Below are 26185 nucleotides of genomic sequence, written 5' to 3' on the forward strand. Positions count from 1 at the left end.
AGACATGAAATTCAGCATTCTGGCGGCCAGCGTGGCCTTTGCAGTGCCTTGCGCCGTCAAAGCGCAAAATGTGACGCTATACGGCGTGGTCGACACTGGCATCGAGTACGTGAATCACATAGGCGCAGGCAACAGCAGCGTGGCGCGCATGGACAATCTGTCCGGCACGGTGCCCTCGCGATGGGGCATGCGCGGTACCGAAGATCTCGGCAGCGGCCTTAAGGCCGCGTTCGCGCTCGAATCAGGCTTTGCGCCAGACTCAGGTGTGTCGAACCAGGGCGGCAGGCTGTTTGGGCGTCAGGCTTGGGTGGGCCTTACCGGAGCGTGGGGCCAAGTAGCACTTGGGCGGCAGTACACCATGCTGTTCTGGTCGACGCTCGACGCCGACATGCTGGGACCGAACACGTTCGGCTCCTCGTCTCTGGACAGCTACCTGCCGAATGCTCGCGCGGACAACGCCGTCTCATACAAGGGCACGTTTGGAGGCGTGACACTTGGCGCAACCTACAGTTTCGGGCGAGACGGCGCCAATGCTGGGCCAGGACCGGCCGGCACCAACTGCGCCGGCGAGAATCCCGCCGATCACCTCGCTTGCAGAGAGTGGTCGGCGCTGCTGAAGTACGATGCAAAAGCATGGGGCGCAGGCGTGGCCTATGATTCGCTACGTGGCGCGCCAGGGGCGTTCGCAGGTCTTACCAGCAGCGGGCTGAAAGACGATCGCCTGTCGGTCAACGGCTACGCCAATATCGGCGTGGCCAAGCTGGGCGGAGGCTGGATCCGGCGCGACAACAATGGCAGTACTTCCACGCCCCTCAGCGATCTCTGGTACGGCGGCATCTCGTACGCCGTGACACCGGCATTCAGTGTCGACGGTGAGGTTTTCCACCTGCGCTACCACAGCAGCGCCAATAAGGCCTGGCTATACGCGGCGCGCGGAACGTACGCGTTCTCCAAGCGGACCTCCGTGTACGCAACGGCTGGCTTCATCGACAACCGGGGGAGCCTGGCCTTGTCGGTCAGTTCGGGGGCGACGGGGTCGAATCCGGCGCCGGGCGGCAATCAACTCGGCGCCATGTTTGGCGTGAAGCATATCTTCTGAGGGGTGAATGAAAGATGAGAAGAGCGGGCTCTCGCGCCAGCTCCTCTCGCTTCGGCTTCAGCAATCATTATTGGTGAACCCAGGGGGGCTTCTTGGCTGCGACGACTGCAATTGCCCGATCCAACCATTGCGAGCACCGAACCGCGCAACCATTCTCGGTCATTTGCTCCGCAGCGAAGACTAGCTTTAGAGACGACCGCACGGTCATTCGCCAACGCGCCATGAAAAGCGATTTTCCAATCGCTCGTGGGCCTACCAAATGGGCCCCCATGCCAAGACGACTGCGTTTGCTTTTCACCCAATGCGCAGCCGCTGAATATCACGCAATGGAGGGGCGCCGAAAAGGCGTGCATATTCTCGACTGAACTGTGATGCACTTTCATACCCAACTTGCAGGCTTGCACTTCCCGCGTCGAGGTTTTGGCTGAACATGAGCTGACGCGCCTGCTGGAGACGCAATTGCTTCTGGTACTGGAGCGGGCTCGTGCCAGTGATGGCGCGAAAGTGCTGCCGAAACGTAGATGGGCTCATGTGCGCAGTCGCCGCAAGCTTGTCGACGTGCAGAGTCTGAGCGAAATTCAACTTGAGCCAGGCCACCGCCCTGGCGATCTGTTGACTCGGTGAACCTGTCGCTACCAGCTTTCGAAGTGCCGGGCCATTGCCTCCCGCCAGCAGGCGTACGGCGATCTCCCGTTGAATCAACAAGGAGACTTGGGGTATCAGCTTTGGCTCATCGAGCAATCGAACGAGGCGGATCAACGCATCCAGAACGTGCGCCTCAAGGTCACTGAATGAAATTGCCCGGTCCGAACTCTCCTTCGGGGGCTGCGCCAATTCCATCTCGGCCGCCAGTTGCACGATGGCGCGCGGATCCATGGCCAGCATCAGGCCAAGAAACGGAGCGGCCGGCGTAGCTATGGTCACATTTGACACGACCGGCAGGTCGATAGTGGTCAACATGGATTGCCCGGGACCATAGTTGAATACGTCATCACCGAGCATGACCTGCTTGCCGCCCTGAGCGACAACACCCAGGCCGAACCCGTAGATGCACGGCATGGGTTCTGCGGCGGCACTCCTGCGGTGGAGAGTCAAGCCTGAAATTGCAGTGGAGTAGTCGCCATCGCTTTGGGCAACCCGGCTGATTGCCTCCACGAGGGCATCAATGCCCGCAGCCTTGACGGGAATACTCTTGCTGTCGCTCGCGTTCATCGTCCTTTTCGGCCCTCGGTTTGCTGTTCGGAGTCTAGCACCGGGCTGAAGCCAACCTACCCTGATGGCGCGCTATTCGTCGGATTGTGCAAAAAGTGGCGCGAATCTGGCAAACGGTTTCGACGCCTGATCCCTCAGACTGGCTCCCGTTGATGCTTACCCGGAGCTTTCCAGATGCCGTCCCTTTTCTCGCCCTACACCTTGAAGGGCGTCACCCTTCGTAATCGTATCGTCGCCTCCCCCATGTGCCAGTACATGGCTGAGGATGGGCACCTCAACGACTGGCACCAAAGTCACTATGCGACGCTGGCCCGCGGCGGCGCTGGACTCGTCATCGTTGAAGCCACGGCCGTGTCGCCGGAGGGACGGATCACGCCTGGCGATGTGGGCCTGTGGGGTGATTCTCACATTGCAGGCCTAGCATCTGCGGCCAAGGCCATCAAGGCCGGCGGCGCCGTAGCGGGTATCCAGATTGGCCACGCCGGTCGCAAAGCCGGCTGCACTCCGCCCTGGGAGGGCGGTGCACCGCTGAACGAGAAGGACCCGCGAGCCTGGCAACCGGTGGCGCCAAGCGCGTTGCCCTACATGCCCGCCAGTGCGCATACGCCACGCGAGATGCGCGTTGAGGACATCCAACACACGCAGCAGCACTTCGTAGATGTCGCACGCCGCGCCCTGCAGGCTGGATTCCAGTGGCTGGAACTTCATTTTGCCCATGGCTTTCTCGGGCAGAACTTCCTGTCCACTCACTCCAATGCGCGGGACGACCACTACGGCGGCTCGCTGGAGAATCGCGCCCGCTTTCTGATCGAGACAGTGGCCGCAGTGAGGAAGGTATGGCCGGAAAACCTTCCGCTAACTGCGCGCCTGGGTGTTGTGGAATTTGACGGCCGCGAAGACGAAACGCTCACGGATTCCGTTCAGGTCCTGAAGTGGCTCAAGGATGCCGGCCTGGATCTCGTCGACGCGGGACTTGCCCTGTCGACCTCGGAAGAACAAGTGCCATGGGGGCCCAATTTCTTGGTGCCCTACGCACAACGGATTCGCGCGCAAACCAGTCTGCCAGTTGCAACGAGCTGGCAGATCACCAGCGCGCAAGAGGCCGACACCTTTGTTCGTGAGGGGCAACTGGACCTCGTCTTCTTAGCGCGTACCCTGCTGGCGAATCCGCATTGGCCTTTCCATGCGGCGCGCGATCTCAAGCTCGAGAATGCGGCGTCGGTGCTGCCCACACCCTACGCCTTCTGGTTGCAGAACTGGGCCAACTGAGATCGGCAGGCTCGCGCGAATGAAAGTCTACGGAGAATCGAACCAGCATGAGCAAACTCAACGTCAACGGCCGTGAGCACACGGTAGACGCCGATCCCGGCACGCCCATTCTATGGGCCCTACGCGACACACTTGGCATGACCGGCACGAAGTTCGGCTGCGGTGCCGCGTTGTGCGGCGCTTGCACCGTGCATCTGGACGGGCAAGCCATCCGCTCGTGCATCACGCCGATCTCAGCCGCTGAGGGCAAGAAGATTGGCACCATCGAGGCCGCCACCGATGGCAGCGACCGGCTCGGAACCGCTGTGCATGCGGCGTGGGTCAAGCACGACGTGGCGCAGTGCGGTTACTGCCAGAGCGGGCAGATCATGAGCGCTATCGCCTTTCTGAAATCGCTACCTCGCGGCAAGCAACCAACCGCCGCCGAGATCGATGCCGCCATGGCGGGCAATATCTGCCGATGTGGCACCTACGCCCGCATCCGCGCCGCGGTGGCCGATGCCGCCAAGTCCGTCGCCTGAAGGAGCCGCCATGTTGCCCAATTTTGACTACAGCGAAATGCCGCGCGCCCTTCTGCATATGCTGGAGCGAGACCACGCCGACAACGCCGCCAGGCTGTCGCGCCGTAGCTTCCTGAAACTGACGGGCACTGCCGGCCTGGCGCTCGGTGCCTTCCCGCATCTGGCGATAGGACAAGCTACCGGAAACGGCCACGCTACGAATGCCCTGAAGCCGACGCAGCAGCCCTTGGCCTTCGTGCAGATTTCCCCAAATGGCGAAGTCATGGTGACCATCAACCGGCTTGAGTTCGGCCAAGGCGTACAGACCGCATTGCCGATGATTCTCGCCGAGGAGTTGGACGCCGACTGGAACCTGGTGCGTAGCCGGCACGGCTCGAACGACGCGGCCTTCGTCGACCCGCTATTCGGCATTCACCTTACCGGTGGCTCCCATTCGGTCAAGAACAGCTTCACGCAGTACCGAGAACTCGGTGCGCGTGCCCGCGCGATGTTGCTTTCTGCCGCGGCAGCACACTGGAACATGGACGTGTCGACGCTGCGTACCCGGGCCGGGGCTGTGCTGGGCCCGGGCAGCAGGAAGCTGACCTACGGCGAGCTGGCCGAGGCCGCCATGGCCCTGCCCGTGCCCGAGAACGTCACCCTCAAGAACCCGCAGGACTTCCGCATTATTGGGCGCCCCACGACACGCCTCGACGCGCGCGCCAAGAGCAGTGGGCGTCAGGACTTCGGCATTGACGTGCATCTCCCTGGTCAGCTCACCGCTGTGGTGGCGCATCCGCCAGTGTTCGGCGCCCGGCTGAACACGATGGACGATAGCGCCGCGCGCGCCGTCAAAGGGGTGAGGGCCGTGCTGCGCGTGCCGCTGGACCGCGGCGGCGAAGGCATTGCGGTGGTGGCCGACGGCTACTGGCCTGCCAAGCAGGGGCGCGACGCACTGAAGTTGCAGTGGGATACGGGCGCGGTGGAAAAGGTGGACAGCGAACGGTTGCTGGCCCAGTACCGCGACCTGGCCCGTCGTCCCGGGCCGCGCCAGTTCGACGCCGACATGGCATCCCTGGCCACCGCTGCGCACCAGCTCGAAGCCGAGTTCGTGTTCCCCTACCTGGCCCACGCACCGATGGAGCCGCTGAACTGCACCGTCCAACTGTCTGACGGGCATGCCGAACTGTGGGTCGGCACCCAGTGCCCGGGTCTCGACGGTATCGCCGCCGCGCGTGCGCTGGATCTCAAGCCCGAGCAGGTGAAGATCCATGTGCAAATGGCGGGGGGCGGCTTTGGCCGGCGTTTCGTGGGCACCAGCGACTATGTGGTCGAGGCCTGCGAGGTCGCGAAGGCCGCTCGCGCCGCCGGCATGAACGCGCCGGTGCGCACGCTCTGGAGCCGCGAGGACGACATAAAAGGCGGCTACTACCGCCCCATGCACCTGCACCGCGCGCGCATCGGCTTCGATGAGCGCGGCAAGGTGCTGGCCTGGGACCACGTCATCGTTGGTCAATCCATCACGACCGGGACTGTGTTCGGGGAATTCCAGATAAAGAACGGCATCGACGCCACGGCCACGGAGGGTATGCGTGCTCCCTACCCGCTACCGATGCGCCTGACTGTTCACCACCCCAAGCTAAACGTACCGGTTCTGTGGTGGCGCAGCGTGGGTTCCACCCATACCGCATACGTCATGGAAACCTTGCTGGACGAGATTGCGCGCGCCACCAAACAGGATCCGGTGGCGTACCGCATGGGCCTGTTCGGTGACAAGAATCCGCGGCACCGCGCCGCATTGCAACTGGCGGTGGACAAGAGCGGCTACGGCAAGAAGCAATTGCCTTCGGGCCGCGCCTGGGGTGTCGCTGTTCACGAGTCCTTCGACTCAGTGGTGGCTTACGTCGTGGAGGCTGCGGTGCGGGATGGCCGTCCGGTGCTGCACCGCGTTACCGCTGGCGTGCATTGCAACCTGGTAGTGAATCCTCGGACGGTGGAGGCGCAGGTGCAAGGTGCGGCGGTCATGGCTCTGTCCATGTGCATGGCAGGCTCGGCCATCACGCTAAAGGACGGCATCGTCGAGCAAAGCAATTTCGGCGACTTCACCGTGGCGCGCATCACGGATACCCCCGCATTCGATGTCCACATCGTGCCCAGCGCCGACCCACCCACCGGCATGGGCGAACCGGGCCTGCCGCCGCTCGCACCAGCGTTTGCCAACGCCATTGCACGCCTCACCGGCAAGCCCCAGCGGCAGTTGCCCTTCAACTTGGCCTGACCGGACGTTATTGGGAGATTCCGGTCTCCTCTGTGTGCACACCCCGCTGGGCTGATCTGGCAGACGCCGGGGCTGCACGTCTGCCAGATCGCTTGGGCATCGTTTCGTCTTGCCCACCGTGCTTGCTTGCCGCTCTCGATGTTCTTCTTTCGACATCCCACCTTCAGAACACATCTGCAGCGAATTCTCAAACAGGCTCTCAGAACTTGTGGCGAATGCCTGCGGCGACACCGAGCATATTGCTTTGGCCGCTGGCAAGCGTGTAGCTATTGCCAAGGGAAAGGCTGTTCGCGTAGGCGATCATCGCGGAATCCAAACCCAGGCCCGCGTTCTTTGCATATGCCGTGGTCAAGTAGACATCAGTCCGCTTGGAGAGGGCGTAGTCGGCGATGAAAGCAACTTGCCATGGGTTCGGGGTCGACGTGTTCGCGAAAAAGCGCTTGACGTGGTCATAGTTGTATTCGAGCGTCAGGCCAAGCGCCGGCGTCACCTGGTAGTTGGCGCCGATCCAGTAGAGGTCGTCGCGTTCAAGCAGGCTGCCATTCTGGTCCCTGTTCTGGCCCCAGCGGTAGCCGCCCATGATCTTTGCCTGGCCAAACGCATAGCTTCCCGCGATCGTCGCCTTCTTGAAGCTTCCACTCCCGAGGACAGCAGCATTCAAGGGGTTCGAAACGGTGGGATTGAACTGGTCGTAAGCAACAGCCACGCCGACAGGGCCGGCAATGTAGGTCAAAGCCGCACCATAGGCGGTATCGCGACGGAACTGGCCAGGGACTTCACCGTTGCCGCCTAGAAGCGGGCCATTGGCCACCGTCGTCGGCAACGCCAGGCCGGTACCGAAGGACCAGTGTGCCAGTGCGGTGACCGGGCCGAACCGACCTGTGTACTTGATGGTGTTGTCCTCGCGGAAGTTCGCGCCTGTCAGCATCACGATCGGTTCATACTGCGTGGCAAAGGCTGCGGGTACAAAGTTTGCCAGGCCTTCGAACATCGACGTGTACTGACGGCCAAAAGTCAGTTGGCCAAACTGCGAGCTTTGCATGCCCACATAGGCTTGGCGACCGAACAGGCGGCCGCCCTGCTGCGACGTGCCGGCATCCAGGTTAAAGCCGCTCTCCAAGACAAAAATGGAATTCAGCCCGTTGCCGAGATCTTCCACGCCACGCAAGCCCCAACGCGATCCAGACAGGCCGCCTGAGTCCATTCGGTAGACATTGTTTGACGGGCCCGCATTGAACTTGTTGGCTGCACTGGGCACCGCGCCAACATGGCTAGCAAATTCGACGTTCATATCCGCCACGCCATAAAGCGTCACGCTGCTCTGTGCGTATGCGCCGCCGGTGCAGATTGCGCCCGCAGCGATGAGTGCACCATGAAACTTGCTCCGCTTGCTGAATGATCCCATTGTCTCTTCTCCTTTGGTTTATTTCTGCGCCCCTGGCGTCCTCGTTGACCCGTGGCACCGCAACTACGGCAACGCTATGGGAGTGGGGTCGCGTACTAGATCCACTAGATCGAACGTCACATTCGCTGCCGCGATCACAGCGAACGAAGCGTTCGTGTCCAGCCCGGCTGTCCATAGGCCGGCCATCGCCACCAGAGAATCTCCGCGCGGGTCATCTTGTTCGATCCGCATCATGAAACGTTCGATCACAGCCAGCGCGCTTCAGTAGCGTTCCTTACCGATCAATGCCCTATTCCGGCCTCGGGTGCAGGCAATGATATCAGCCAGAAATCTTTCTTGTCGACATAAATAACATTGAATGAAATGCGTTGAACGCCGCAAGCGCGCGCAGTTGGCCTTCGCGCGGCTCTGAGGCGACCCCGCGGTCACTGCTATGCTTATTCATTGGGGGATTGCCCTGAGGTGGCGCGCATCGGCAGGTGCTTTGGCTCGTTCTCCCGCGTGCGCAGCAGGTGAATAAGCAGCCGGTCTTGCCGGCGCCGAGGAGCCCGTGCCGTTCTGAGGAATTCGATTCGGGTAAAGCCCCGTTCAACACACAGCGGCGCTTGAGACTCTGCTAACCCGCGCTGATTTCTCCCGTTGGCACAGCCGCAGCCTCGCGGGAGCCATACTTGCGAGCAGATATCGCGATCTTCGCTGGCAGCCTGCTGATAGAGAGGATAACTGGAGAGCGATGGCGGGCAGTCTTGCCCGCGCGCGCTTGGAAGGCCTACGCCGGCACAGCGCTGCGGCCGGCAGCGCCGCCCTTGCCTTTCTGGACGCCGGATGACAGGGCACGGACGGCAGCTTCGCGGGAATTTCCGATGCGCTTGTGCGCGGTCTGCAAGACCGCTTCGATGTCCCGCTTGATTACAGCGCGCTGCAGAGCACGCCAGGTCTTGAAGGAATTCTCCAGCGAGCCGGGATGGGCTGCGAGCCCCAGCCGCACATAGCGCAGGACCCGCAGCGAGATAGAGTTCAGCACCTCCCCTACCAGCCGGTTGCTGGACAGATCTGCCATGGCCATGTTTGCCAGGAAGGTCACGCTGATATAGGCGTCTACCGATTCCTCGGCTGCCTTGCTGAACTGCGGAATGAATTGCTCGAACAACGCTTCCAGCGCGTCCGCACGCTCTTCCATCAACTGCCTGAGCAGGATCTCGAACAGCGCGTCCCGCACGACGTAGATATCCCGCAGGTCCTGGGCATTGGGCTCGGTGACGATGGCGCCGCGCCGGGGACGGAACTCAATCAAGCGCTCCCGCTCCAGAATGCGCAAGGCCTCGCGCACAGGAGCGCGGCTGACCGCCAGGACCTCGCTGATGTCTTTCTCCAGCAAGCGCTGGCCTGCGTGGATCACGTCGATCGTAATCAGGCCCGCCAGCCGTACCGCAATCTGGTCAGCTACGGATGCCGACCAGTCGCGTCCATGCATAAGCGCCTGCTCGACAGCCAGCGTGACCGGATTCTGCGGTGTTTGCGGTGCAAGCAGCGACTGCAATTCCGGCGTGTTGGTAGTCTTGAGCCTGCCCATGAGTGGTAAGTCCTTCCGATGATTGGGGAACGGGTCGGGTGCTGCCCTTGGTCGGCACTGCACCGCTTGCAGCGCCCGAGATCTTACCCTACGTGGCGAATCGGGCAGATTGCGGATACCGCCCGAGCCAACGGGACCATTGATCCTGGCAGCCGCGCGTTCCCAAAACGACAAGGGCCTGCGCAGGACGACGTCCTTGCAGGCTCGCTACGGGCCCCCGGTACATCGGGCCGCCGCAGAAACAGGGGGCCGCACGCCAGGGCAGAGACAGGGGAAGCGGAGCCAGCAAGGAGGCGCTTGACGCCCGCCGTCGCTCGCGTATTCCGATACCGCGCCTACTCGTCGGCTCCGGGAAGCGCATCGATGTTCAGGTATTTGCGCACGACGTACCCGTCATGTTCCCACGCAATCAGATCGGTCAACAGCATCGCTGCCGTGGCATAGGACAGCCGCTCGGCGAGCCAGCAGAATCCCATGCAGATCGCCCCGCCCATCCGATGGAGGTACGGGCCATTACCGGCTGGCTGATCGTCTTTCATTGTGATATCTCCCCTCGCCCATGTTCTGCGCGCACGGCCCGCAGAACATGGAAGCTTGTCACCCTGGCATCCAAGCATGCGCGGCGCTTTCCGATGGCGCTCCAGGAAAGGCGTGCCGTCCCCATGATACGGTATTTTATTTTTGTCGACAATATAAGCGCTAGCCCGCACTGGTTCCACTGAGGGTTCCGCAGAGCCTGTGGGGTCACTGAAGGTTGCTCGAACGCCTATTCGCCACGCGCCGCGCGCCGCGCGGCTGGCCAGACGGAAGCCCTGCGGAATCCGGAAAAGAGAGCGTCAATACAAGACATGGCCTGACGCGGCTTACGCTCTGCCAGGGTTATGCTCAGGTCGGTGCCGTCTGCCGGCGCAATGTGCCACGTGCCGCCCTGCTCTCCTTGGGGCTGCAGCCAAATTGCACGTGATACCAGCGCGAGAATCCGCTCGGCGCGGAAAAACCAAGCAGGGTCGCCACCTCCGTCAACGGACGATCGCTCTCGGTGACATGGCGTATGGCGAGTTCCGTACGGACGTCGTTAACGATCGACGAGAAGCTCTGCCCCTGTTCCGCCAGCCGGCGCTGGACCGTGCGGCACACCACGCCCAGATGCTCCGCAACCTGTTCGATGCTGCAGCGCCCGCTGGGCAACAGCAGCAGGATCATGCGCCGCACATCCTCAAGCATTGTCGCCTGCTGCGACATGGCAGACGCGTCTATCAGCCGCTGCGCGTAGCGCCCCATGGCCGGATCCGCGGACGGGTTGCGTGCATCGAGATCGGCCTTTGCGCAGATAATGCAATTGAAGTCATAGTTGAATTCGACGCAAGGGCCAAAAAACCGCCGGTGGATACTCAGATCGCGCGGCGCGGGGTGCTCAAAGCAAACACGCCGCGGCTCCCAGTCGGGCTTGTGGAGCTGACGTATCAACCGCACCATGACGCCAAGCGCCAGCTCAACCCTTTGACGCGTGGGTTGATGTGCGCTGCCAGCCACTACCACCTCGCGAATAATGACCAGTCCATCGCACTCCTCGATCGCCAGCGACAGCGCACTGTTGAGCGACGCTTGATAGCGCATCAGCATGTGAAGCGACTCACGCAGGGTCGCCTGGTCGCGGATCAGCAATCCTACCGCCCCAAGATTGGACAATAGGCGCGACTCAGCCATGCACAGTCCGAAACTCTCGTTGCCTGACATGGTTGCGGACGCCTGAAGCAGCCTTCCGACACGTTCGACGGGAATCATGATGTCCGGCTCGCTCAGTACGCTCGGACTCAACCCCGCGTCAAAGAGCATCCGCACCGGGTCCAGTCCAGCGGCTCTAGCGACCTCGTTGTAGTTGGTGAGGGCCGCGGCGCGGACAAGTGAAGACATTAGAGTACTGAGTAGGACATTGACATGGAATGATAAATGCCTGTCATGTACTGTCAAGCGGGAGATACCCGCGACATCCAGACTCGCAAGGATCGATCGGCCTAACCGACAATCGGAGACACGCTCATGATTCAACACCTCAAGGCGGCACCCGCAGTGGTCCGCGCAAGCTCTCTAGGCAACTCGATCCGGGTCGAGCCCATCACCTGCACGATCGGTGCGGAACTCAGCAACGTCAACCTGGGCGCGGCTGCCGAGGACGACCAACAGATGGCGGAGATTCGGGCGCTGCTCCTGAAACATCGCGTGGTGTTCTTCCGCGACCAGGACATCACGCGCGCGCAGCACGTGGCCTTTGCGCGCCGCTTCGGTGAGCTGGAGGACCATCCAGTGGTAGGCAGCCATCCCGATTACCCAGGACTGGTTCAGATCTATAAGACCCCGGACAGCCCCCCCGAGCGCAACGAGAATTCCTGGCATACCGATGCCACCTGGCGCGAAAAGCCTCCGATGGGCTGCGTGCTGCGCTGCGTCGAATGCCCGCCAGTGGGCGGTGACACGATGTGGGTCAACATGGTCGAGGCTTACAACCAGTTGCCCGAGGATATCAAGACGAAGATCGCCTCATTGCGCGCGCGCCACAGCATCGAGGCGAGCTTCGGTGCCGCGATGCCGATCGAAAAGCGTCTTGCACTGAAGGCTCAGTACCCGGACGCCGAACACCCGGTTGTGCGCATCCATCCCGAAACCGGAGAGAAAGTGCTGTTCGTCAATGGGAGCTTTACGACGCACTTCACAAATTTCAATGTGCCGGCCAACGCGCGCTTCGGGCTTGACAAGGCGCCGGGTGCCGGCAATTTGCTTAGCTACCTGGTCAGCCAGGCCAACATCCCCGAATACCAAGTGCGTTTTCGTTGGAAGAAGAACAGCGTTGCGTTCTGGGACAACCGTTCAACCCAGCACTACGCAGTGATGGATTATCCACCGTGCCACCGAAAGATGGAGCGTACCGCCATCATCGGTGACGCACCTTACTGAAAGATCGACATGACCTCTACGGCACCGACCGTTCTGATCGTCCCTGGCCTGCGTGACCATGTGCCGGAACACTGGCAAACCCTGCTGGCGGCGACCCTGCCTCGCGTCGTCAGCGTCGCTCCGCTTGAGCAAGACAAGCTGAGTTGCGCTGCTCGCGTCGACGCGATCGATCGCGCTTTGGCCACCATCGAGGGGCCGGTGATCATCGTGGCGCACAGCGCAGGCGCGATGATGGTCGCCCATTGGGCCGCCCGAGGCGCCACACGGGAGATCCTTGGCGCACTGCTCGCGGCGCCAGCGGACCTCGAAACTTCCATGCCGGCAGGCTATCCGACGCTCGGCACGCTGAGCGACCACGGCTGGCTGCCGATCCCTCGCGGCACATTGCCGTTTCCGAGCATCGTTGCGGCGAGCAGCAACGATCCCCTGACGCGCCTCGATCGCGCCCGTGGCCTGGCGAAGGCGTGGGGCAGCCGCTTTGTCGAACTCGGCGAGGTCGGGCATCTGAATCCCGCTTCAGGCTATGGCGAGTGGCCGCAAGCCAAAGCGTTCATTCGCGAACTCTCGTGACCGAACCGGCGGCGGAATGCCGCCGGCCGGGAAAAAAAGAGCGGGCCCGCGGGATTTGAAGATGGCGGCGCCCGCTATAAACGATCAGCCAGACTCGACGACCGCGATCCGTATCCGTAACTGACGGACGAGCCAGATCGACGATGCCGCATACACTGGCCAACGACTGCGCGAAGGCCATTCGGACTGCAATGGCGAGTTTGCGCAGAATAATCGCTTATTAATCCGGCTGGTAGTTAATGGACTTCAGCAGCGCGGCCTGTTGCTGGTATGCCTGCTTCAGGTCCGCCATCAACTCTTCCGACGTAGCGGCGCCCCCCTGCTCCATCCCCATGTCCTTGACGTGGTTCTGCACCGCGGGTTGCTTGAAATACGCCAGTGTTATCTCGCGGATTTTCTCCTGGATTGCCGGAGCGACGTCCGGGCGGGACCACACTGCGAACCACCCTGCTTGCGCCAGTTGCGGGTAACCGAGCTCCTTGAAAGTCGGCACATCCGGCAATTCGGCAATCCGGGTCGGATAGTTCAAGGCAATCGCCTTGATCTTTCCCGCTTTGATCAGCGGCAACGAGGTAGTCACCCCATCGAACATCAGGGGCACATGACCACCCATCAGGTCGTTCAACGCCGGGGGCGAGCCTTTGTAGCCCACATGCCGCATTGGCACATGCGTGAGCTGCCCGAGCAGGATGCCCGAGGTGTGGCCCTTCAATCCCGTAGCATAGGACGCGAAAACGAGACCGTCCTTCTGCGATTTGCCGTAGTCCACCAACTGCTTCAGGTTGGAGATGGGCACATCCTTGTTGGCAACCAGCACCAGCCCCGTGCGACTGATCTGGGCCAGGGGCTTCAGGTCCGTAAAAGGCTTGTAATGGACCTTGTAGGCCAACGGCGCCTCGCTCACGACACCGCCCTGGATAACCAGGAAGGTATAGCCATCCTTGCCGTTGGACTGCAAATCGCTGATCGCCAGCGCACCGGCGGCACCAGCCTTGTTTTCTACGATGACGGGCTTGCTCAATTTTTGCTGCAGGCCTTGCGCCAGCAGCCGGGCCAAGGCGTCGGCACTGCCGCCGGCAGGCCCCGCCACCACCAGACGGATCGGCTTGCTGGGCCAAGCCTCCTGGGCCTGGGCCACGGACATGCCCCCGGCGACACCAACACCGATTACCAAGGCGCAACCGCGCCACCCCAAGTGATTGGCCTGCTTCTTCATGTCTACCCCTTTTGATTTCGATTGCGGTGCTTTGCGTGTTTAGAAAGGCTTGTTCGTCTATTCTCGGATCGCACCGGGCCAACCGGCTTGACCATTCACGACAAGTTATTACCAACTCGCGCAAGCAAAGGGAAAACCCTGCTCAGATCTCCAGAGCGTGCAGGCTGGCCCCGGCCACGGCTCCCCTGCGCCTGCGGATGACTGTCATAAATAGCCAAGTTCAAGGCGTGCAAGGTAAAGCGGGAAGTAGCGCCAGGCTAGATGATCCGATGCAAGAAGTCATAAGGAGACAGAAATTGAACATGTCTACGAGTAACGCGATGCCGGCTGGGCCGGCTGCGGCTACCACTGGTGCCCGACCCTACGCGTGGGTGGTCTTTGCATTGATGTTTTGCTTGTTACTGTCTGACTACATGTCGCGGCAGGCGATCAATGCCTTGTTTCCACTATTGAAAGCGCAGTGGCAGATTTCCGATACACAGCTCGGCTCGATTAGCAGCGTGGTGCCGTTGATGGTCGGCGTGCTGACCCTCCCGTTCTCCATCATCGCGGACCGCTGGGGGCGCGTCAAAAGCATTGCACTGATGGTGGCGGTGTGGAGTGTTGCCACGCTCGGGTGCGCCATTGCCAGCACCTATCACGAGATGTTCGTTGCGCGCTTGTTCGTTGGCGTCGGCGAGGCTGCCTATGGAAGTGTCGGATTCGCTATGCTCGTGAGCGTCTTCCCAAGGCATATGCGGTCTACCATTGCCGGCGGCTTCACGTCTGCCGCTGCCTTTGGGTCCGTGCTCGGTGTTTCGCTTTCCGGGATCATTGCGACGCACTTTGGATGGCGATGGTCAATGGGTCTGATGGCGATCGTTGGTTTTGTGCTGGTGATCATTTATTACTTCGTGGTCACCGAGAAAAAACTCGCGAGTACGCAACCGGACAATGCAAACGGAACTCCGGTCCTCGGGCATGTGAAACTAACACCGCGCGCGTTTTTCTCTGGCCTGTTTCCGTCCCGTTCCGTCTTTTGTGCCTACCTCGGTTGCGCCCTGCAGATCTTCGTTCAAGGCACTCTGTTCGTGTGGCTGCCCAGCTACCTGAATCGCTACTGGGGCATGCCTGTCAGCGAAGCAGCCACATTGGCGGCAGGCCTGGTCCTTGTCAGCGGCCTGGGCCAACTCATATGCGGTGTGATGACCGATCGGATCAGCGGGGGTTCGTCGCTCAAAAGGTGGAACATGGCCATTGGCTATTGCCTCGTGTTAGGCGTTCTGCTGGCGATCGCGTTCCGTTTGCCACAGGGCAATCTGCAACTCGCGCTCCTTGCGCCCGGGGTGTTCTTCCTTGCCAGCTCGTTCGGCACATGTAGCGCGATCATTGCCGGGGCCACGCCGCCAGCCATTCACGGCTCGGCATTTGCCACTCTGACGCTGTTCAACAACATACTGGGCCTCGCAGCAGGCCCCTTTATCACCGGCATGGTAGCGGATGCGGTTGGTCTTCAAGTTGCCTTGCGCTGGCTACCGTTCGCGGCAATTCTGCCCTTCACCGTGTTCCTCATTGGCAGATGGTGCTACGTCGCGGAAGCGCGACGCGGCTGAGCGCGCTGCCGAGTCTACGATGCACGGCCATTGAGAGCCTCAGTTCCAAGTTGTACAAAGGCTCGTACCGCCGGGGATATTTCCCGACGCCTATACGCCAGCGCGAGGTGCACTGAGAACTTGAAGTCGGCGATCTGTGCGTAGAAGATGCCTGGCTGGGAGAAATTCTGCATTGACTCAGGCACGATGGCCACTCCGTATCCCGCGGACGCGAGGCAGATTGCGGAGATAAAATCCTGGACGCGATATTCCAGATGAGGCGTGAACCCTCCGGCTTTGCCCAGGGCGGATAGCGCATCCCCGAATCCTTCCTCGTCTGCAAACTGCGGGACGATGAAGGATTGATCTGCTAGCGCGCGCGCTGAAACGGTCCCTCGCCTTGCAAGTGGATGGCTTCCTGTCATTGCAGCCAGTAGACGTTCAGTCTGCAGGACTTTCGTGATCACGCCAGCCGGATAGAGTCGTCTGGGCCTGACAATTCCCACATCAATCTGGCCATCGCTGAGCGCTTCGAGTTGCCTTGGCGTTTCCATTGGCACGACTTCAATCCGGACCATCTCGTGTGACTTCCGGAACTCGCTCAGCATCGTGGACAAAAGGCCGCTGCTTACGCCAGATGCCACATAGCCGAGCCGGATGACGCCAGCCAGCCCTCGGGCAGCCAGGCGTCCCACCTGGTCGGCTCGCTCAATGTACCGCAACGCAGCGACCGCCTCGGCATGGAACAGGCGCCCCGCGTCGGTAAGTGACACCGGCTTCCTTTTGTTGCGGTTCAGGAGCGTGACGCCCAAATCTTGTTCAAGGCGTTGGATCTGGGTGCTAAGCCCTGATTGTGCGACACCCAGGCGATCTGCCGCCTTCGCAAAGTGAAGCTCTTCTGCCACGGCGAGGAAGCTCTGCAACTGGCGAACGTCAATCATCGTTTTAATCTCAATTTCGGAACAAAGATTACTGCCCCCTATCTGGATCATATCAAAGAATCCAGATGAAATAGCGCCATACAACACCCCGGAGAACCATCGATGAATGCCCCGCTTCCTGCTGCCGTGCTTGCCAGCAATGACGAGTCCCGCTTCCAGTTTTCTGCCCACCCAGATCACCATCGCCTCCTGCATGTGACCGTTGAGCGCAATGCCCTTCTTGGGTTCTTGCATGACATACGCAAGGTCGATGTCCAGAACCTCGAGTATGTTCCCTTCATGCGCTACGGGCTCGCGGATGTACTCGCGAAGCATGTCGGCGAAGACTTCGCGACAACCATCAACAGCATTGTGAAGGACCGGCAGCACGGTGGCTTTACGGTAGGCCTCCAGGGACTGACGACGGACGCCGACGATTTCGTTCGCTTCGGTACTGCCATTGGGCACCTCTTGGGCCCCGGCAACCACGATGCGATGTCGGGCACCTACTATGCTCGCTTCGTGGTCAGGCACACGGACGATAGCGACTCCTATCTGCGCCAGGCCTATCGACTCTTCACGATGCACACCGATGGCACCTTCGTTACCGAAGCGACGGACTGGCTGTTGATGATGAAGTTTGCAGAACAGAATGCAAGTGGCGGCGAGTCGCGATTCTTGCATCTGGACGATTGGCAAGAGCGTGACCGGTTTGTCAGTCACCGCCTCGGGACGCAGCCTTTCCTCTACAAGGCACCGGGGTCCAAGAATGTCAGCGATAGGGTCGAACGGCCGCTCTTCTTCCAGAATGCGTTTGGGCTGTCGATGTCCTTCATCGATCAGTTTGTACAGCCTCGCAATCGCGAGGAGGCCGCATTTCTCAACGACCTGTCGACGTCCATGGAAGCTTCGCCGGGAACAAAGGAAGTTTCACTGCCCGTCGGCGACCTGGTTGTCCTGAACAACTACTTCTACCTCCACGGCCGCGCGCCGTTCGAGAAGAATTCGGCGCTGTTCCGTGAGCTGATGCGCCAGCGAGGCACGTTCGCCTAATCATCAATGTGATCCGGCGTGGCTGATAGTGACAGCGGTTGGGCCTGATAGACGCTTCAAATCAACATGACACATCAAACAGAATTTGCAGATAGCCAGGCCGTTGCGAGCGCTGGAATGCCCGCCAAGCCGGCATATGGAGCCAATAGTCAAATTCATCGACGACTGCGACCGATTCTCTCGCTGGCCGATTTTGAAGTCGCGGCAAAGAGGGAGCTTCCGCGCCCGATCTTTGGCTATATTGCCGGCGCCGCGGAGGATGGAAAGTCGCTTGCCGCGAACAGGACGGCATTCGACGAGGTCAAGTTTCGTCCCAAAGTCCTTGTCGACGTGTCGGCAAGATCGCAGGCGACTGAGATCTTTGGGCAACGTTACGCGTCTCCCTTTGGCGTGGCGCCCGTTGGTATCAGTGCGATTGCCGCTTACCGCGGCGATGTGGTTCTCGCGCAAACAGCGTGGGAAGAGCGGATACCGGCAATCATGAGCGGCACGTCCCTGATTCCGATGGAAGACGTTCACGCAGCCGCGCCAGGCACCTGGTTTCAGGCATACCTGCCGGGTGACGCCGCACGCAGGGACGCCCTGATTGAGCGGATTGAAGCGGCCGGGTTCGCTACGCTTGTCCTCACGGTTGATATTCCCGTTTGGGCCAACCGGGAGAATAACGTCCGTACTGGCTTCTCCTTGCCTTTGCGACCATCTCTGCGCTTGGCGTTCGATGGGATATCTCGGCCGCATTGGCTGGCCGGGACGTTCGCCAGAACGCTCATTTCGAGCGGGATGCCTCATTTTGAGAATTCCTTTGCGTCTCGCGGCGCACCGATCTTGTCGGCCTCCGCCATTCGCGATACGACGGGGCGCGATCACCTGAGTTGGACGGATATCGAGCGAATCCGGCAAAGATGGCGCGGCAACCTGATCATAAAGGGCATTTTGCATACGTCCGACGCCGAACGCGCTGTCGCCTTGGGCGCAGACGGCATCATTGTCTCGAATCACGGTGGGCGCCAACTGGACGGTGCCGTGGAACCGTTTGCTGTATTGCCGGAGATTTGTGAGGCAGTCGCGCACAAGACAACCGTCATGATGGACAGCGGTATCCGGCGCGGTGGTGATGTTCTGAAAGCGTTGGCGCTAGGAGCCCGCTTTGTCTTCCTGGGGCGACCTTTTATTTACGCTGCAGCCGTTGGGGGAGCCGAGGGCGTACGCCACGCTATCACGCTGTTGCGCGATGAGGTCGATCGAAACATGGCCATGCTTGGCGCGAAGACCATCGCAGACGTGAACAATACCGTCATCGTCCAGGGCCACAAAGCCGACCGGTTTGTGTCGCGTTTCCCCACTTCCATGTAGCCCGCATCGCCAAACGCATGGTCCTCGTGGCCATGCAGCAATGCAGACCATGCATGGCTGCATGGCTGCATTGCTGCATGGCTGCATGGCGTCATGTGCCCGGGCATAAGCATGCGTGCCCAAACCGGCAGGCTCAAGCCAGGCGGCGTCATTCGGATCGGAAGGGGGGAGGTCGCAGGCGGATGAGCGGAAACCGTGCCTGCATTCTGGGTGGTGGCGGGATTCACATCGTGGGCGACGCCGAGGCAATCACCAACACCGCTGCCGCCACCGTTCGCGAGATGGCGGCGCTCTTGTACGACGCACAGCGCTACGGCGTGGAATATGCGGATCCCGACATCGCGTACAACGAGGAGCGCTACCGGCAGCGGGTCCTGAACACCCTGACCCGACTGCCAGATCACTAGATCACTAGATTACGTTCTGCAGGCCGAGGCAGCCTGACGGCTCGAGCTCCCCAGGAGGGGAAAGCCTCAAATCACGAAAATGGACGAGCCCGTGGTCTTTCGAGCCTCCAGGTCCCGATGTGCCTGCACGGCGTCCTCCAAGGCATAGCGCTGATTGATCTCGATGCGGATGCGCCCTGCTGCCACGTGGCCAAATAGCTCGTCGACCAGCTCCGCCTTTTCGGCCGGATCGGCGATGTAGTCGGCCAGGCCCGGGCGGGTCAGGTAGAGCGAGCCCTTGCGGGCCAGGATTTGCGGATCGAATGGCGGAATTGTGCCGGAGGCGGTACCAACGCAGACCATCAGGCCGCGGCGCTTGAGTGAATCCAGCGAGGACATGAAGGTGGCCTTGCCGACGCTGTCGAAGACCACGGACACCCCCACTCCGCCCGTCAGTTCCCGCACGCGCTTGGCGACATCCTCATGGCTGTAGTTGATCGTGTGATCACAGCCGTGAGCGCGCGCGACCTCAGCCTTGGCATCGGTCGACACCGTGCCGATCACCGTCAGCCCGAGCAATTTGGCCCATTGCGAAACGATCAGGCCAACACCACCTGCCGCGGCATGCAGCAGCACGGCCTCGCCCGCCACGAAGGGGTAGATCCTGCGCACCAGGTAGGAGGCGGACAAGCCCCGCATGGTCATGGCCGCCGCGGCTTCGCAACTGATGGCATCCGGCAGCTTGATCAGGAGTGCGGCAGAAATCAATCGCTCAGTGCTGTAGGCGCCCAGCGTGTTGACAAAGCCCGTGTAGGTCACACGGTCGCCGACCGCCAGCTGGGTCACACCGGCACCGACTGCCTCGACCACGCCGGCCGCCTCGTTGCCGAGGCCGCTGGGCAGCGGAACCTGGTAGGTGCCACCGCGGAAGTAGGTGTCGGCAAAATTCAGGCCCACGGCCACGTGGCGAACGCGGACCTCTCCCGGTCCAGGTTCGCCAACCTCAGCGTCTTCAAAACGAAGGACCTCGGGGCCGCCCGTTTCGTAGAATTTAACGACTTTCGCCATGTTGTCTCCTGTTCTGTATCAAATAGGCTAGATGAATATCAAAGCCGTCCGATCGATGGGGGAAACTGCACCTTCAGCCTTAGTCCGCCCCCCAGGAAATGCCGGACGACTCATACAGCATATGATGTCAACTCCCCCAGAGGCCTTAGGCCGGCTTGCGCAGGAATCCCTGGTTGCCACCGTTGCGATTGGGTGCGAAGCCATTGGCCTGGAGCGTCTCTTCCGCCGTGTCGTAGAAGACCCCGATCTGCATGATCTCTCGTGCCTGTTTCGCCGTCGCGATGGGGCGACCAAATTCGCCGGCGATACGCACCAGTTGCTTGATCTGCTCGACAGAGGTGGCCTTTCCCGTGCGGGTCTGGTTCCAGAGTACATCCTCGATGCCGCACCGCACATGCAGGCCCAAGGCAATGCCGATCATATTCACGGGCAGCACATTGAGCACCGAACTCTCCACAGTGATCACCGCGCCGTCGGGCGCTGCACGCAGGAAATTGGCCAGGTTGTAGATGTTTGCTTGATCCATGCCGCCGCTGATAGCCACCCAGTTCATCACCAGTGGCCCCTTGTAGACGCCGCGGCGAATCATGCGTTCAATCGTTTCAAAGCTGTTGATGTTGTAGCACTGAAACTCACTTTGGATTCCAGCGGCTGTCAGGCGTCGGATGTGCTCCTCGACCCAGCTGGGGTTCGAGGGCACGATCATGTCCTTGTAGGTTGAATAGAGGTGCGGGAATCCCCGCGAAACCCCTTTGAAGTCATCCAGGCCAGCATGCTCTGTCACATTCATCTGCGTGGTGTTGACAGTCACCGTCACCTGGTCGGGCTTCGGATCGAGTTCGGCCAGCATATGCCGCGTGTCGTCGGAGAGCCATTTGGCCGCCGAGCCATCGTCCTCGGGCGCAAAGCTGATCGAGCCACCCACCTGGATGACCATCTCGGGCACGGCCTTGCGCACCCCGGCGATCAGCTCATTGAACATGGAAAGGCGCTTGCTGCCCCTGCCATCGGGTTCGCGCACATGCAGGTGCAGCACGGTGGCACCGGCTTCGTAACAATCCACCGCCTTCTGGATCTGCTCCTCCATCGTGACAGGGATATCTTCCGGGAAGTCGGAGGGAATCCAGCCCGGCGCATAGGGAGCGGCCGTGATGATCAGGGGCTGCTGGTTCTCGGGGTACAGGTGGCCGTCAAGGAAGTTCATGATGATGGATATCCAAGTTGAAATGTGAATATTGAGTATGTCGAACTAGATGAGAGAGCTTTGGAACCCTATTTACAGCGCCATCTTCGCCACGGCGGTGCGCAGGCGAGCATCTCCTTTAACCGGTGATGTCAGAGTGTCCTTCGCGACGAGTGAATCATCTGGCCTGGCGCCACTTCCCGCTTTACCTTGCACGCCTTGAACTTGCCTTTTTATGACAATAGGCTGACGCAGGAGCACCGGACGAGGCGGCGGCCGCGCAGACCTCGCTCAGCGCCTTCTCCAGATGGGTTCAGCGACCGTTTCGGTTGCAGCGCCACGAAATGGCAGGAGAGGCTGGACTTAGCCCATGCTGAAGCGCTGCCCATCATCCACGACCAGCGTCGAGCCACTCATGAATGAGCCGGCCGGCGAAGCAAGCATCAGCAGCGCGCCATCGAGCGCCTCGGGCGTGCCGAGGCGCTGGCGAGGCAGGCCCTCAACGATCTTCCTGCCTGCGGGGCTCTGGAACATGGCGCGGTTGATGTCAGTCTCGATGTAGCCGGGATTGATGGCGTTGACGTTGATACCGTGGCTCGCCCATTCATGCGCCATCGTGCGGGTCAGATGCTCCAGCGCGGCCTTGCTGGCGCCGTAGATGCCGAGGTGCCGCGGGTGCGTCAGCGCGGCGAGAGAGCATATATTGATGATGCGGCCTGGCAGTTGCCGGTCGATGAGCCGGCGTGCGAAGGCGGTGGACATCAGCAACGCGGCCTTCGTGTTCACGTCGAATACCCGGTCGAACATCGTCTCGTCCACATCGAGCAGCGCCGCGCGCCCGCCGACGCCCGCATTGTTCACAAGTGCCCATAGCGGCGGCATGCATTGCAGGATGTCATCCAAGGCAAGGCGCACGCCTTCCTGATCGGCGACATCGACGGGAAAAGCCCGCGCTGTACCGCCGGCTTGTGCGATCAGATTCGCAGTTTCCTGCAGAGGCTCCGGGCGCCTGCCCAGCAGGGCGATATGCGCGCCGGTTGCTGCCAGCGTCCTTGCCGCTTGCCGCCCAAGTCCCGAGCCAGCGCCGGTGACGATTGCCGTCAGGCCGCGCAGGCCGAAGCGCTCGGCGAAGAACTCCGTATCGAACCCATTGGTCATCTTCATTCCTTCTCTTGACGCAGGTTAATGTCCGCCTGCTTTAGGGAAATCTCATTGATTGAGTTCTGGCGTACGTAGCCAGAGTTGCTTGTCCGTCGCAACGACCTCATAGGTGCGGATACGCAAGCTCGAAGACGAAATGCACTGGCCGTTGCGAATGTCAAATCGCAAGCCGTGTGAAGGGCAACTGATGACTTGCTCAACACACGAGCCTCCCGCCATGGAAGCTCCCGCATGCGGGCAACTGTTCTCCATGGCAAAGAACTGGCCGCCAAGGTTGAACACGATTGCCGATTGACCGTCTTGCAAGAAGACCAATTTGCGTGCGCCTGGAGCCAGTGACTCCGCAGGCCCGACCAGAATCCATTCGGGATCAGGCATTGGATTCGCACTCGCTGTTCAAACGCTTGGCCACCACGGCTTGCTTCATGATGCGAACCAACTCGCTTGCTGGAACCGCGCCAGTAACCGGCCACTGTGCATTGAAGACGAGATGAGGAACCCCTCCTGTATGCTCGGCCCCCATTGAGGACTGGGGCGCAGAGGATGCCCTGGCATCCCAGTTGAACCCAGACGCTTGAGCCAGGGCCTGCAGGGTCTGCGTTGAACCGATGTCTTGCCCTTGAGAGAAGAATGCGCGATAGATGGACTCTACCAACTGGTACATGGCCTCCGGCACCAAATTGGACTGGGCCGCATTGACCAAGGCACATGCCAGCGCCGAATTCGGAAAGGTCTCAATGCTCTCGAAGTTCAATGATAAGTCGACCGATTCAGCCACAGCGCAGATCTGTGCGCGGCGCATCGCCACAGCCCGTTGGCCGCCGAGCCGTGCCTCATAGAATGCCTGGTACGGAATGCCTTGCGCAGGAATCTGCGGCAGCAGAGCATTGGCATGCCATATCGTCTCCAGCGCCAATCCGGGATGCTGCTGTCGAAAGCTTGCCCATGCTGAACGCAGATTACGCAACCCGATCCAGCACCAGGGGCATATCAGGTCAAGGTAGAAGTCAACGCGCAGAGTTTGCGACGATGTAGAGGCAGGGACCGCACCCGAGCGTTCAGAGCAATTCACGCAATCGTTCCTTAGCCCCCCCGGCGGGAGCCGTATCCTATTCTTCAAGCTTGATCCCTGCGTCGTTGGCGATTTTCGTCCAGACTTGCAGATCGTCCCGGACAATTTCGCCCAACTGCGCGGAGGACTTTACCGGCGGCGGCTCGAAGTTCTGCCTCTTCATCAGGGCCGCGATCTCCGGCAACGCCTGTACCTTGTTGACCTCATCCGCCAGCCGCTTCACGATCACCGGACTAGTTCCCGCCGGCGCGAACATGCCGAACCATCCCACCGTGCCAAACTTGTAGCCCTGTTCACCCATCGTCTTGACGTTGGCAAGCTGGGGAGACCGCACGTTGCCCACAATGGCAATGCCGCGCACCTTCCCCGAACGCAGGAACGGAACCGCCACGCTGGGATCGGTCCAGCCGATCTTTAGCACACCCGAGGAAAGCTCGGTAAGCAGTTGACTGGAGGTCCGATATGCAACGTGTTCGGTCTTCATGCCGGTCTGCTTCTTCAACCACTCCATCGTCAAGTGCGCGGACGAGCCGGTGCCCCAGCTGCCATAGCTGTACTTATCCGGATTCGCCTTCACGAACTCGATAAGCCCAGGCAAGTCGTAGACCGGCAGATCCGGGCTCACCAGCAGCAACACCCCACCCACCGCTGTCTGTGCGATCGGCATGAGGCTCTTTCGTGCCTCCTGGGAAATGGACTTGATGACTGCCGGCGCAACCACCATGTTGGACGCCGTTGTGTAGAGAATCGTGTAGCCATCCGGCGCCGCCTTGAGGACGGCGTTGGTCCCGATCACCCCGCTGCCACCCGGCCGGTTCTCCACGACCACGGCCTGCTTCAGCGATTCGGAAAGGCGCTGCGCCATGACCCGAGCCAGCGCATCGGTTCCCGATCCGGCAGACGACGGCACGATCATTTGAATCGGGCGCGCCGGCCAGGCTTCCTGTGCCTGGACCGGGCCTGGCGCGCATAGGGCAATGATTGTCTCGGCGCACAACGCAGCTGCTAGCAGCTTTTTTAGTAATGACATCGTCTCCCCCATTTTTTTGACTACTATCCAGCCTGCCAAGTGCTGTCGGCCTCACCGAGGCCAGCTGCGCGACGAGCCATCTCTACCTGCCCAGGCTATCTTCGGCACGATCATAGCAGTCATGTTTTTTATTGTCGACATAAACAAAATAACCGCAATGAGATTGTCTGTCTTGACATGCAGGCGTGCCCCTTGGCACCGCGCCGCGCAAGCGGCGGACTCCCTCACCTGCCGGTCAGTTCCAACCGGCCTGAGTCAGGCGGCCTTGCGCAGGAAGCCTTGATTGCCGCCATTGCGGTTCGGCGCGAAACCATTGGCAGCCAGCGTCTCCTCGACCGTGTCATAGAACACGCCGATCTTCTGGATTTCGCGCGCTTCCTGGGCCGTTGCCACTTTGCGGCCGAATTCGCCAGCGATGCGCACCAGCTGCTCAATCTGCTTCACCGTGCTCATCTTGGCCGTGCGCGACTGGTTCCAGAGGCAGTCCTCGGTCCCGCAGCGCACATGCAAGCCCAAGGCAACGCCCATCATGTTGACAGGAAGCACGTTGCGCACAGAGCTTTCAACGGTAAGCACCGCACCATCCGGGACGGCACGAACAATATTGGCGAAATTAAAGATGCTGGGTGCATCCATACCGCCGCTGATTGCCACCCAGTTCATGACCAGCGGGCCCTTGTAGACGCCACGTCGAATCAACCGCTCCACGGACTCGAAGCTATTGATGTTGTAACACTGGAAGGCACTCTGGATGCCGGCTGCGGTAAGGCGGCGGATGTGCTCTTCGACCCAGCCGGGCTGGGCGGGAACCGTCATTTCCTTGTACGCGTCGAAGATCGCAGGGTTCTCACGCGAGGTACCCTTGAAATCCGCAAGTTCCGCATGCTCCGTCACGTTCATCTGAGACGTGTTCACCGTGACGGTCACCTGGTCCGGAACGGGATCAAGTTCGGCCAGCATGTGGCGGGTGTCGTCGGACAGCCACTTGGCGGCGGCCCCCTCGTTTTCGGGTGCGAAGCTGATCGACCCGCCCACCTGGATGATCATCTCCGGCACAGCGTTGCGCACCCCGGCGATCAGCTCGTTGAACTTGGACAGACGTTTCGAGCCTTTGCCGTCAAGCTCGCGCACATGCAGGTGCAGCACAGTCGCGCCGGCGTTGTAGCAATCCACGGCCTTCTGGATCTGGTCTTCCATCGTCACGGGGATGTCTTCCGGGAAATCGGACGGCAGCCACCCCGGTGCGTAGGGCGCCGCAGTGATGATCAACGGCTGCTGGTTTTCGGGGAACAGGGATCCATCGAGGTAGTTCAC

The 26185-nt window shown here is 60.9% G+C and carries 23 protein-coding genes and 1 pseudogene; 10 read left to right on the forward strand and 14 right to left on the reverse strand.

Annotation, left to right across the window (positions count from 1 at the left end; all coding sequences use genetic code 11):
* Window positions 1-4: 4 nt before the first annotated feature.
* Window positions 5-1099, forward strand: coding sequence for a porin (locus tag AC1RQK_RS19975; protein WP_492373130.1), 1095 nt, complete (start codon window positions 5-7; stop codon window positions 1097-1099).
* Between the two features lie 294 nt (window positions 1100-1393).
* Here the strand turns inward: AC1RQK_RS19975 and AC1RQK_RS19980 are convergent, their stop codons facing one another.
* Window positions 1394-2311, reverse strand: a complete 918-nt coding sequence (locus AC1RQK_RS19980) for an AraC family transcriptional regulator (RefSeq protein WP_492810683.1) — start codon at window positions 2309-2311, stop codon at window positions 1394-1396.
* A 174-nt stretch (window positions 2312-2485) separates the two neighbouring features.
* Here AC1RQK_RS19980 and AC1RQK_RS19985 point away from each other — a divergent pair, with 174 nt between their 5' ends.
* From AC1RQK_RS19985 to AC1RQK_RS19995, 3 genes are read left to right on the forward strand one after another with little or no spacing between them, the layout of a single operon-like run.
* On the forward strand, window positions 2486-3580 hold the full coding sequence (locus AC1RQK_RS19985; RefSeq protein WP_492810685.1) for an NADH:flavin oxidoreductase/NADH oxidase: 1095 nt from the start codon (window positions 2486-2488) through the stop codon (window positions 3578-3580).
* Window positions 3581-3627: 47 nt separating this feature from the next.
* Window positions 3628-4101, forward strand: coding sequence for a (2Fe-2S)-binding protein (locus AC1RQK_RS19990; protein WP_492373133.1), 474 nt, complete (start codon window positions 3628-3630; stop codon window positions 4099-4101).
* Between the two features lie 10 nt (window positions 4102-4111).
* Window positions 4112-6358 carry a xanthine dehydrogenase family protein molybdopterin-binding subunit gene (locus tag AC1RQK_RS19995; RefSeq protein WP_492810687.1) on the forward strand — a complete coding sequence of 749 codons (2247 nt, stop codon included), beginning with the start codon at window positions 4112-4114 and terminating at the stop codon, window positions 6356-6358.
* A 199-nt stretch (window positions 6359-6557) separates the two neighbouring features.
* Here the strand turns inward: AC1RQK_RS19995 and AC1RQK_RS20000 are convergent, their stop codons facing one another.
* The 4 genes from AC1RQK_RS20000 to AC1RQK_RS20015 all read right to left on the reverse strand — a co-directional run bounded on the left by AC1RQK_RS20000 (window position 6558) and on the right by AC1RQK_RS20015 (window position 11250).
* Window positions 6558-7763, reverse strand: a complete 1206-nt coding sequence (locus AC1RQK_RS20000) for a porin (protein WP_492373135.1) — start codon at window positions 7761-7763, stop codon at window positions 6558-6560.
* A 769-nt stretch (window positions 7764-8532) separates the two neighbouring features.
* Window positions 8533-9336 carry a GntR family transcriptional regulator gene (locus tag AC1RQK_RS20005; RefSeq protein ID WP_492373136.1) on the reverse strand — a complete coding sequence of 268 codons (804 nt, stop codon included), beginning with the start codon at window positions 9334-9336 and terminating at the stop codon, window positions 8533-8535.
* A 335-nt stretch (window positions 9337-9671) separates the two neighbouring features.
* Complete coding sequence (locus AC1RQK_RS20010) at window positions 9672-9875, reverse strand: hypothetical protein (protein WP_492373137.1); 204 nt, start codon at window positions 9873-9875, stop codon at window positions 9672-9674.
* 346 nt (window positions 9876-10221) lie between these two features.
* Entirely contained in the window at window positions 10222-11250 is a 1029-nt protein-coding gene (locus tag AC1RQK_RS20015) for an AraC family transcriptional regulator (protein WP_492810690.1), read from the reverse strand.
* 126 nt (window positions 11251-11376) lie between these two features.
* On the opposite strand from AC1RQK_RS20015, the gene AC1RQK_RS20020 reads away from it, so the two are divergent.
* Both AC1RQK_RS20020 and AC1RQK_RS20025 read left to right on the forward strand, forming a co-directional pair.
* Entirely contained in the window at window positions 11377-12288 is a 912-nt protein-coding gene (locus AC1RQK_RS20020; protein ID WP_492810692.1) for a TauD/TfdA dioxygenase family protein, read from the forward strand.
* A 9-nt stretch (window positions 12289-12297) separates the two neighbouring features.
* A complete protein-coding gene (locus tag AC1RQK_RS20025; RefSeq protein ID WP_492373140.1) occupies window positions 12298-12858 on the forward strand; it encodes an RBBP9/YdeN family alpha/beta hydrolase in 561 nt (186 codons plus the stop codon).
* A gap of 220 nt (window positions 12859-13078) precedes the next feature.
* Here the strand turns inward: AC1RQK_RS20025 and AC1RQK_RS20030 are convergent, their stop codons facing one another.
* On the reverse strand, window positions 13079-14074 hold the full coding sequence (locus tag AC1RQK_RS20030; protein ID WP_416052905.1) for a Bug family tripartite tricarboxylate transporter substrate binding protein: 996 nt from the start codon (window positions 14072-14074) through the stop codon (window positions 13079-13081).
* A gap of 302 nt (window positions 14075-14376) precedes the next feature.
* Between AC1RQK_RS20030 and AC1RQK_RS20035 the strand changes: the two genes are divergently transcribed.
* Window positions 14377-15666, forward strand: a complete 1290-nt coding sequence (locus tag AC1RQK_RS20035) for an MFS transporter (RefSeq protein ID WP_492810758.1) — start codon at window positions 14377-14379, stop codon at window positions 15664-15666.
* 14 nt (window positions 15667-15680) lie between these two features.
* On the opposite strand, the gene AC1RQK_RS20040 is transcribed toward AC1RQK_RS20035, so the two are convergent.
* The gene (locus AC1RQK_RS20040) at window positions 15681-16820 is read right to left on the reverse strand and encodes a LysR family transcriptional regulator (protein WP_492810695.1); all 1140 of its coding nucleotides are present in this window, start codon (window positions 16818-16820) and stop codon (window positions 15681-15683) included.
* Between AC1RQK_RS20040 and glaH the strand changes: the two genes are divergently transcribed.
* The 3 genes and pseudogenes from glaH to AC1RQK_RS20055 all read left to right on the forward strand — a co-directional run bounded on the left by glaH (window position 16713) and on the right by AC1RQK_RS20055 (window position 19378).
* Entirely contained in the window at window positions 16713-17618 is a 906-nt protein-coding gene (glaH, locus tag AC1RQK_RS20045) for a glutarate dioxygenase GlaH (protein ID WP_492810760.1), read from the forward strand. The two genes, AC1RQK_RS20040 and glaH, sit on opposite strands and share 108 nt — an antisense overlap.
* A 117-nt stretch (window positions 17619-17735) precedes the next feature.
* A pseudogene (locus AC1RQK_RS20050) lies at window positions 17736-18917 on the forward strand (alpha-hydroxy acid oxidase); the annotation flags it as partial.
* A gap of 236 nt (window positions 18918-19153) precedes the next feature.
* Window positions 19154-19378, forward strand: coding sequence for a hypothetical protein (locus AC1RQK_RS20055; protein WP_492810770.1), 225 nt, complete (start codon window positions 19154-19156; stop codon window positions 19376-19378).
* A 66-nt stretch (window positions 19379-19444) separates the two neighbouring features.
* On the opposite strand, the gene AC1RQK_RS20060 is transcribed toward AC1RQK_RS20055, so the two are convergent.
* From AC1RQK_RS20060 to AC1RQK_RS20090, 7 genes are all read right to left on the reverse strand, one after another.
* Complete coding sequence (locus AC1RQK_RS20060; protein ID WP_006156180.1) at window positions 19445-20425, reverse strand: quinone oxidoreductase family protein; 981 nt, start codon at window positions 20423-20425, stop codon at window positions 19445-19447.
* A gap of 145 nt (window positions 20426-20570) precedes the next feature.
* Window positions 20571-21629: a beta-keto acid cleavage family enzyme gene (locus AC1RQK_RS20065; protein WP_492373145.1), complete on the reverse strand. Its 1059-nt coding sequence runs from the start codon at window positions 21627-21629 to the stop codon at window positions 20571-20573.
* A 342-nt stretch (window positions 21630-21971) separates the two neighbouring features.
* Window positions 21972-22772, reverse strand: a complete 801-nt coding sequence (locus tag AC1RQK_RS20070; protein ID WP_492810698.1) for an SDR family NAD(P)-dependent oxidoreductase — start codon at window positions 22770-22772, stop codon at window positions 21972-21974.
* A 45-nt stretch (window positions 22773-22817) separates the two neighbouring features.
* Window positions 22818-23147: a Rieske (2Fe-2S) protein gene (locus AC1RQK_RS20075; RefSeq protein ID WP_492810700.1), complete on the reverse strand. Its 330-nt coding sequence runs from the start codon at window positions 23145-23147 to the stop codon at window positions 22818-22820.
* On the reverse strand, window positions 23140-23841 hold the full coding sequence (locus AC1RQK_RS20080; protein WP_492810702.1) for a DsbA family oxidoreductase: 702 nt from the start codon (window positions 23839-23841) through the stop codon (window positions 23140-23142). Before AC1RQK_RS20080 ends, AC1RQK_RS20075 begins: the two co-directional genes overlap by 8 nt.
* Before the next feature lie 37 nt (window positions 23842-23878).
* Window positions 23879-24871, reverse strand: coding sequence for a Bug family tripartite tricarboxylate transporter substrate binding protein (locus tag AC1RQK_RS20085; RefSeq protein ID WP_492810762.1), 993 nt, complete (start codon window positions 24869-24871; stop codon window positions 23879-23881).
* Between the two features lie 255 nt (window positions 24872-25126).
* On the reverse strand, window positions 25127-26185 hold the full coding sequence (locus AC1RQK_RS20090) for a beta-keto acid cleavage family enzyme (protein WP_492373149.1): 1059 nt from the start codon (window positions 26183-26185) through the stop codon (window positions 25127-25129).

This window comes from Cupriavidus sp. GW822-FHT02D05 (assembly GCF_058802485.1).

Excerpts from the sequence above, each read along its gene's own strand:
- AC1RQK_RS20015 (WP_492810690.1), bottom strand. The coding sequence starts at position 11,250 with ATGTCTTCACTTGTCCGCGCCGCGGCCCTCACCAACTACAACGAGGTC.
- AC1RQK_RS19990 (WP_492373133.1), top strand. The coding sequence starts at position 3,628 with ATGAGCAAACTCAACGTCAACGGCCGTGAGCACACGGTAGACGCCGAT.
- AC1RQK_RS20035 (WP_492810758.1), top strand. The coding sequence starts at position 14,377 with ATGTCTACGAGTAACGCGATGCCGGCTGGGCCGGCTGCGGCTACCACT.
- AC1RQK_RS20075 (WP_492810700.1), bottom strand. The coding sequence starts at position 23,147 with ATGCCTGATCCCGAATGGATTCTGGTCGGGCCTGCGGAGTCACTGGCT.
- AC1RQK_RS20070 (WP_492810698.1), bottom strand. The coding sequence starts at position 22,772 with ATGAAGATGACCAATGGGTTCGATACGGAGTTCTTCGCCGAGCGCTTC.
- AC1RQK_RS20060 (WP_006156180.1), bottom strand. The coding sequence starts at position 20,425 with ATGGCGAAAGTCGTTAAATTCTACGAAACGGGCGGCCCCGAGGTCCTT.
- AC1RQK_RS20085 (WP_492810762.1), bottom strand. The coding sequence starts at position 24,871 with ATGTCATTACTAAAAAAGCTGCTAGCAGCTGCGTTGTGCGCCGAGACA.
- AC1RQK_RS20000 (WP_492373135.1), bottom strand. The coding sequence starts at position 7,763 with ATGGGATCATTCAGCAAGCGGAGCAAGTTTCATGGTGCACTCATCGCT.
- AC1RQK_RS19975 (WP_492373130.1), top strand. The coding sequence starts at position 5 with ATGAAATTCAGCATTCTGGCGGCCAGCGTGGCCTTTGCAGTGCCTTGC.
- AC1RQK_RS20040 (WP_492810695.1), bottom strand. The coding sequence starts at position 16,820 with ATGCAAGAACCCAAGAAGGGCATTGCGCTCAACGGTCACATGCAGGAG.
- AC1RQK_RS20005 (WP_492373136.1), bottom strand. The coding sequence starts at position 9,336 with ATGGGCAGGCTCAAGACTACCAACACGCCGGAATTGCAGTCGCTGCTT.
- AC1RQK_RS20010 (WP_492373137.1), bottom strand. The coding sequence starts at position 9,875 with ATGAAAGACGATCAGCCAGCCGGTAATGGCCCGTACCTCCATCGGATG.
- AC1RQK_RS20020 (WP_492810692.1), top strand. The coding sequence starts at position 11,377 with ATGATTCAACACCTCAAGGCGGCACCCGCAGTGGTCCGCGCAAGCTCT.
- AC1RQK_RS19985 (WP_492810685.1), top strand. The coding sequence starts at position 2,486 with ATGCCGTCCCTTTTCTCGCCCTACACCTTGAAGGGCGTCACCCTTCGT.
- AC1RQK_RS20025 (WP_492373140.1), top strand. The coding sequence starts at position 12,298 with ATGACCTCTACGGCACCGACCGTTCTGATCGTCCCTGGCCTGCGTGAC.
- AC1RQK_RS20065 (WP_492373145.1), bottom strand. The coding sequence starts at position 21,629 with ATGAACTTCCTTGACGGCCACCTGTACCCCGAGAACCAGCAGCCCCTG.
- AC1RQK_RS20030 (WP_416052905.1), bottom strand. The coding sequence starts at position 14,074 with ATGAAGAAGCAGGCCAATCACTTGGGGTGGCGCGGTTGCGCCTTGGTA.
- AC1RQK_RS20055 (WP_492810770.1), top strand. The coding sequence starts at position 19,154 with ATGAGCGGAAACCGTGCCTGCATTCTGGGTGGTGGCGGGATTCACATC.
- AC1RQK_RS19980 (WP_492810683.1), bottom strand. The coding sequence starts at position 2,311 with ATGAACGCGAGCGACAGCAAGAGTATTCCCGTCAAGGCTGCGGGCATT.
- AC1RQK_RS19995 (WP_492810687.1), top strand. The coding sequence starts at position 4,112 with ATGTTGCCCAATTTTGACTACAGCGAAATGCCGCGCGCCCTTCTGCAT.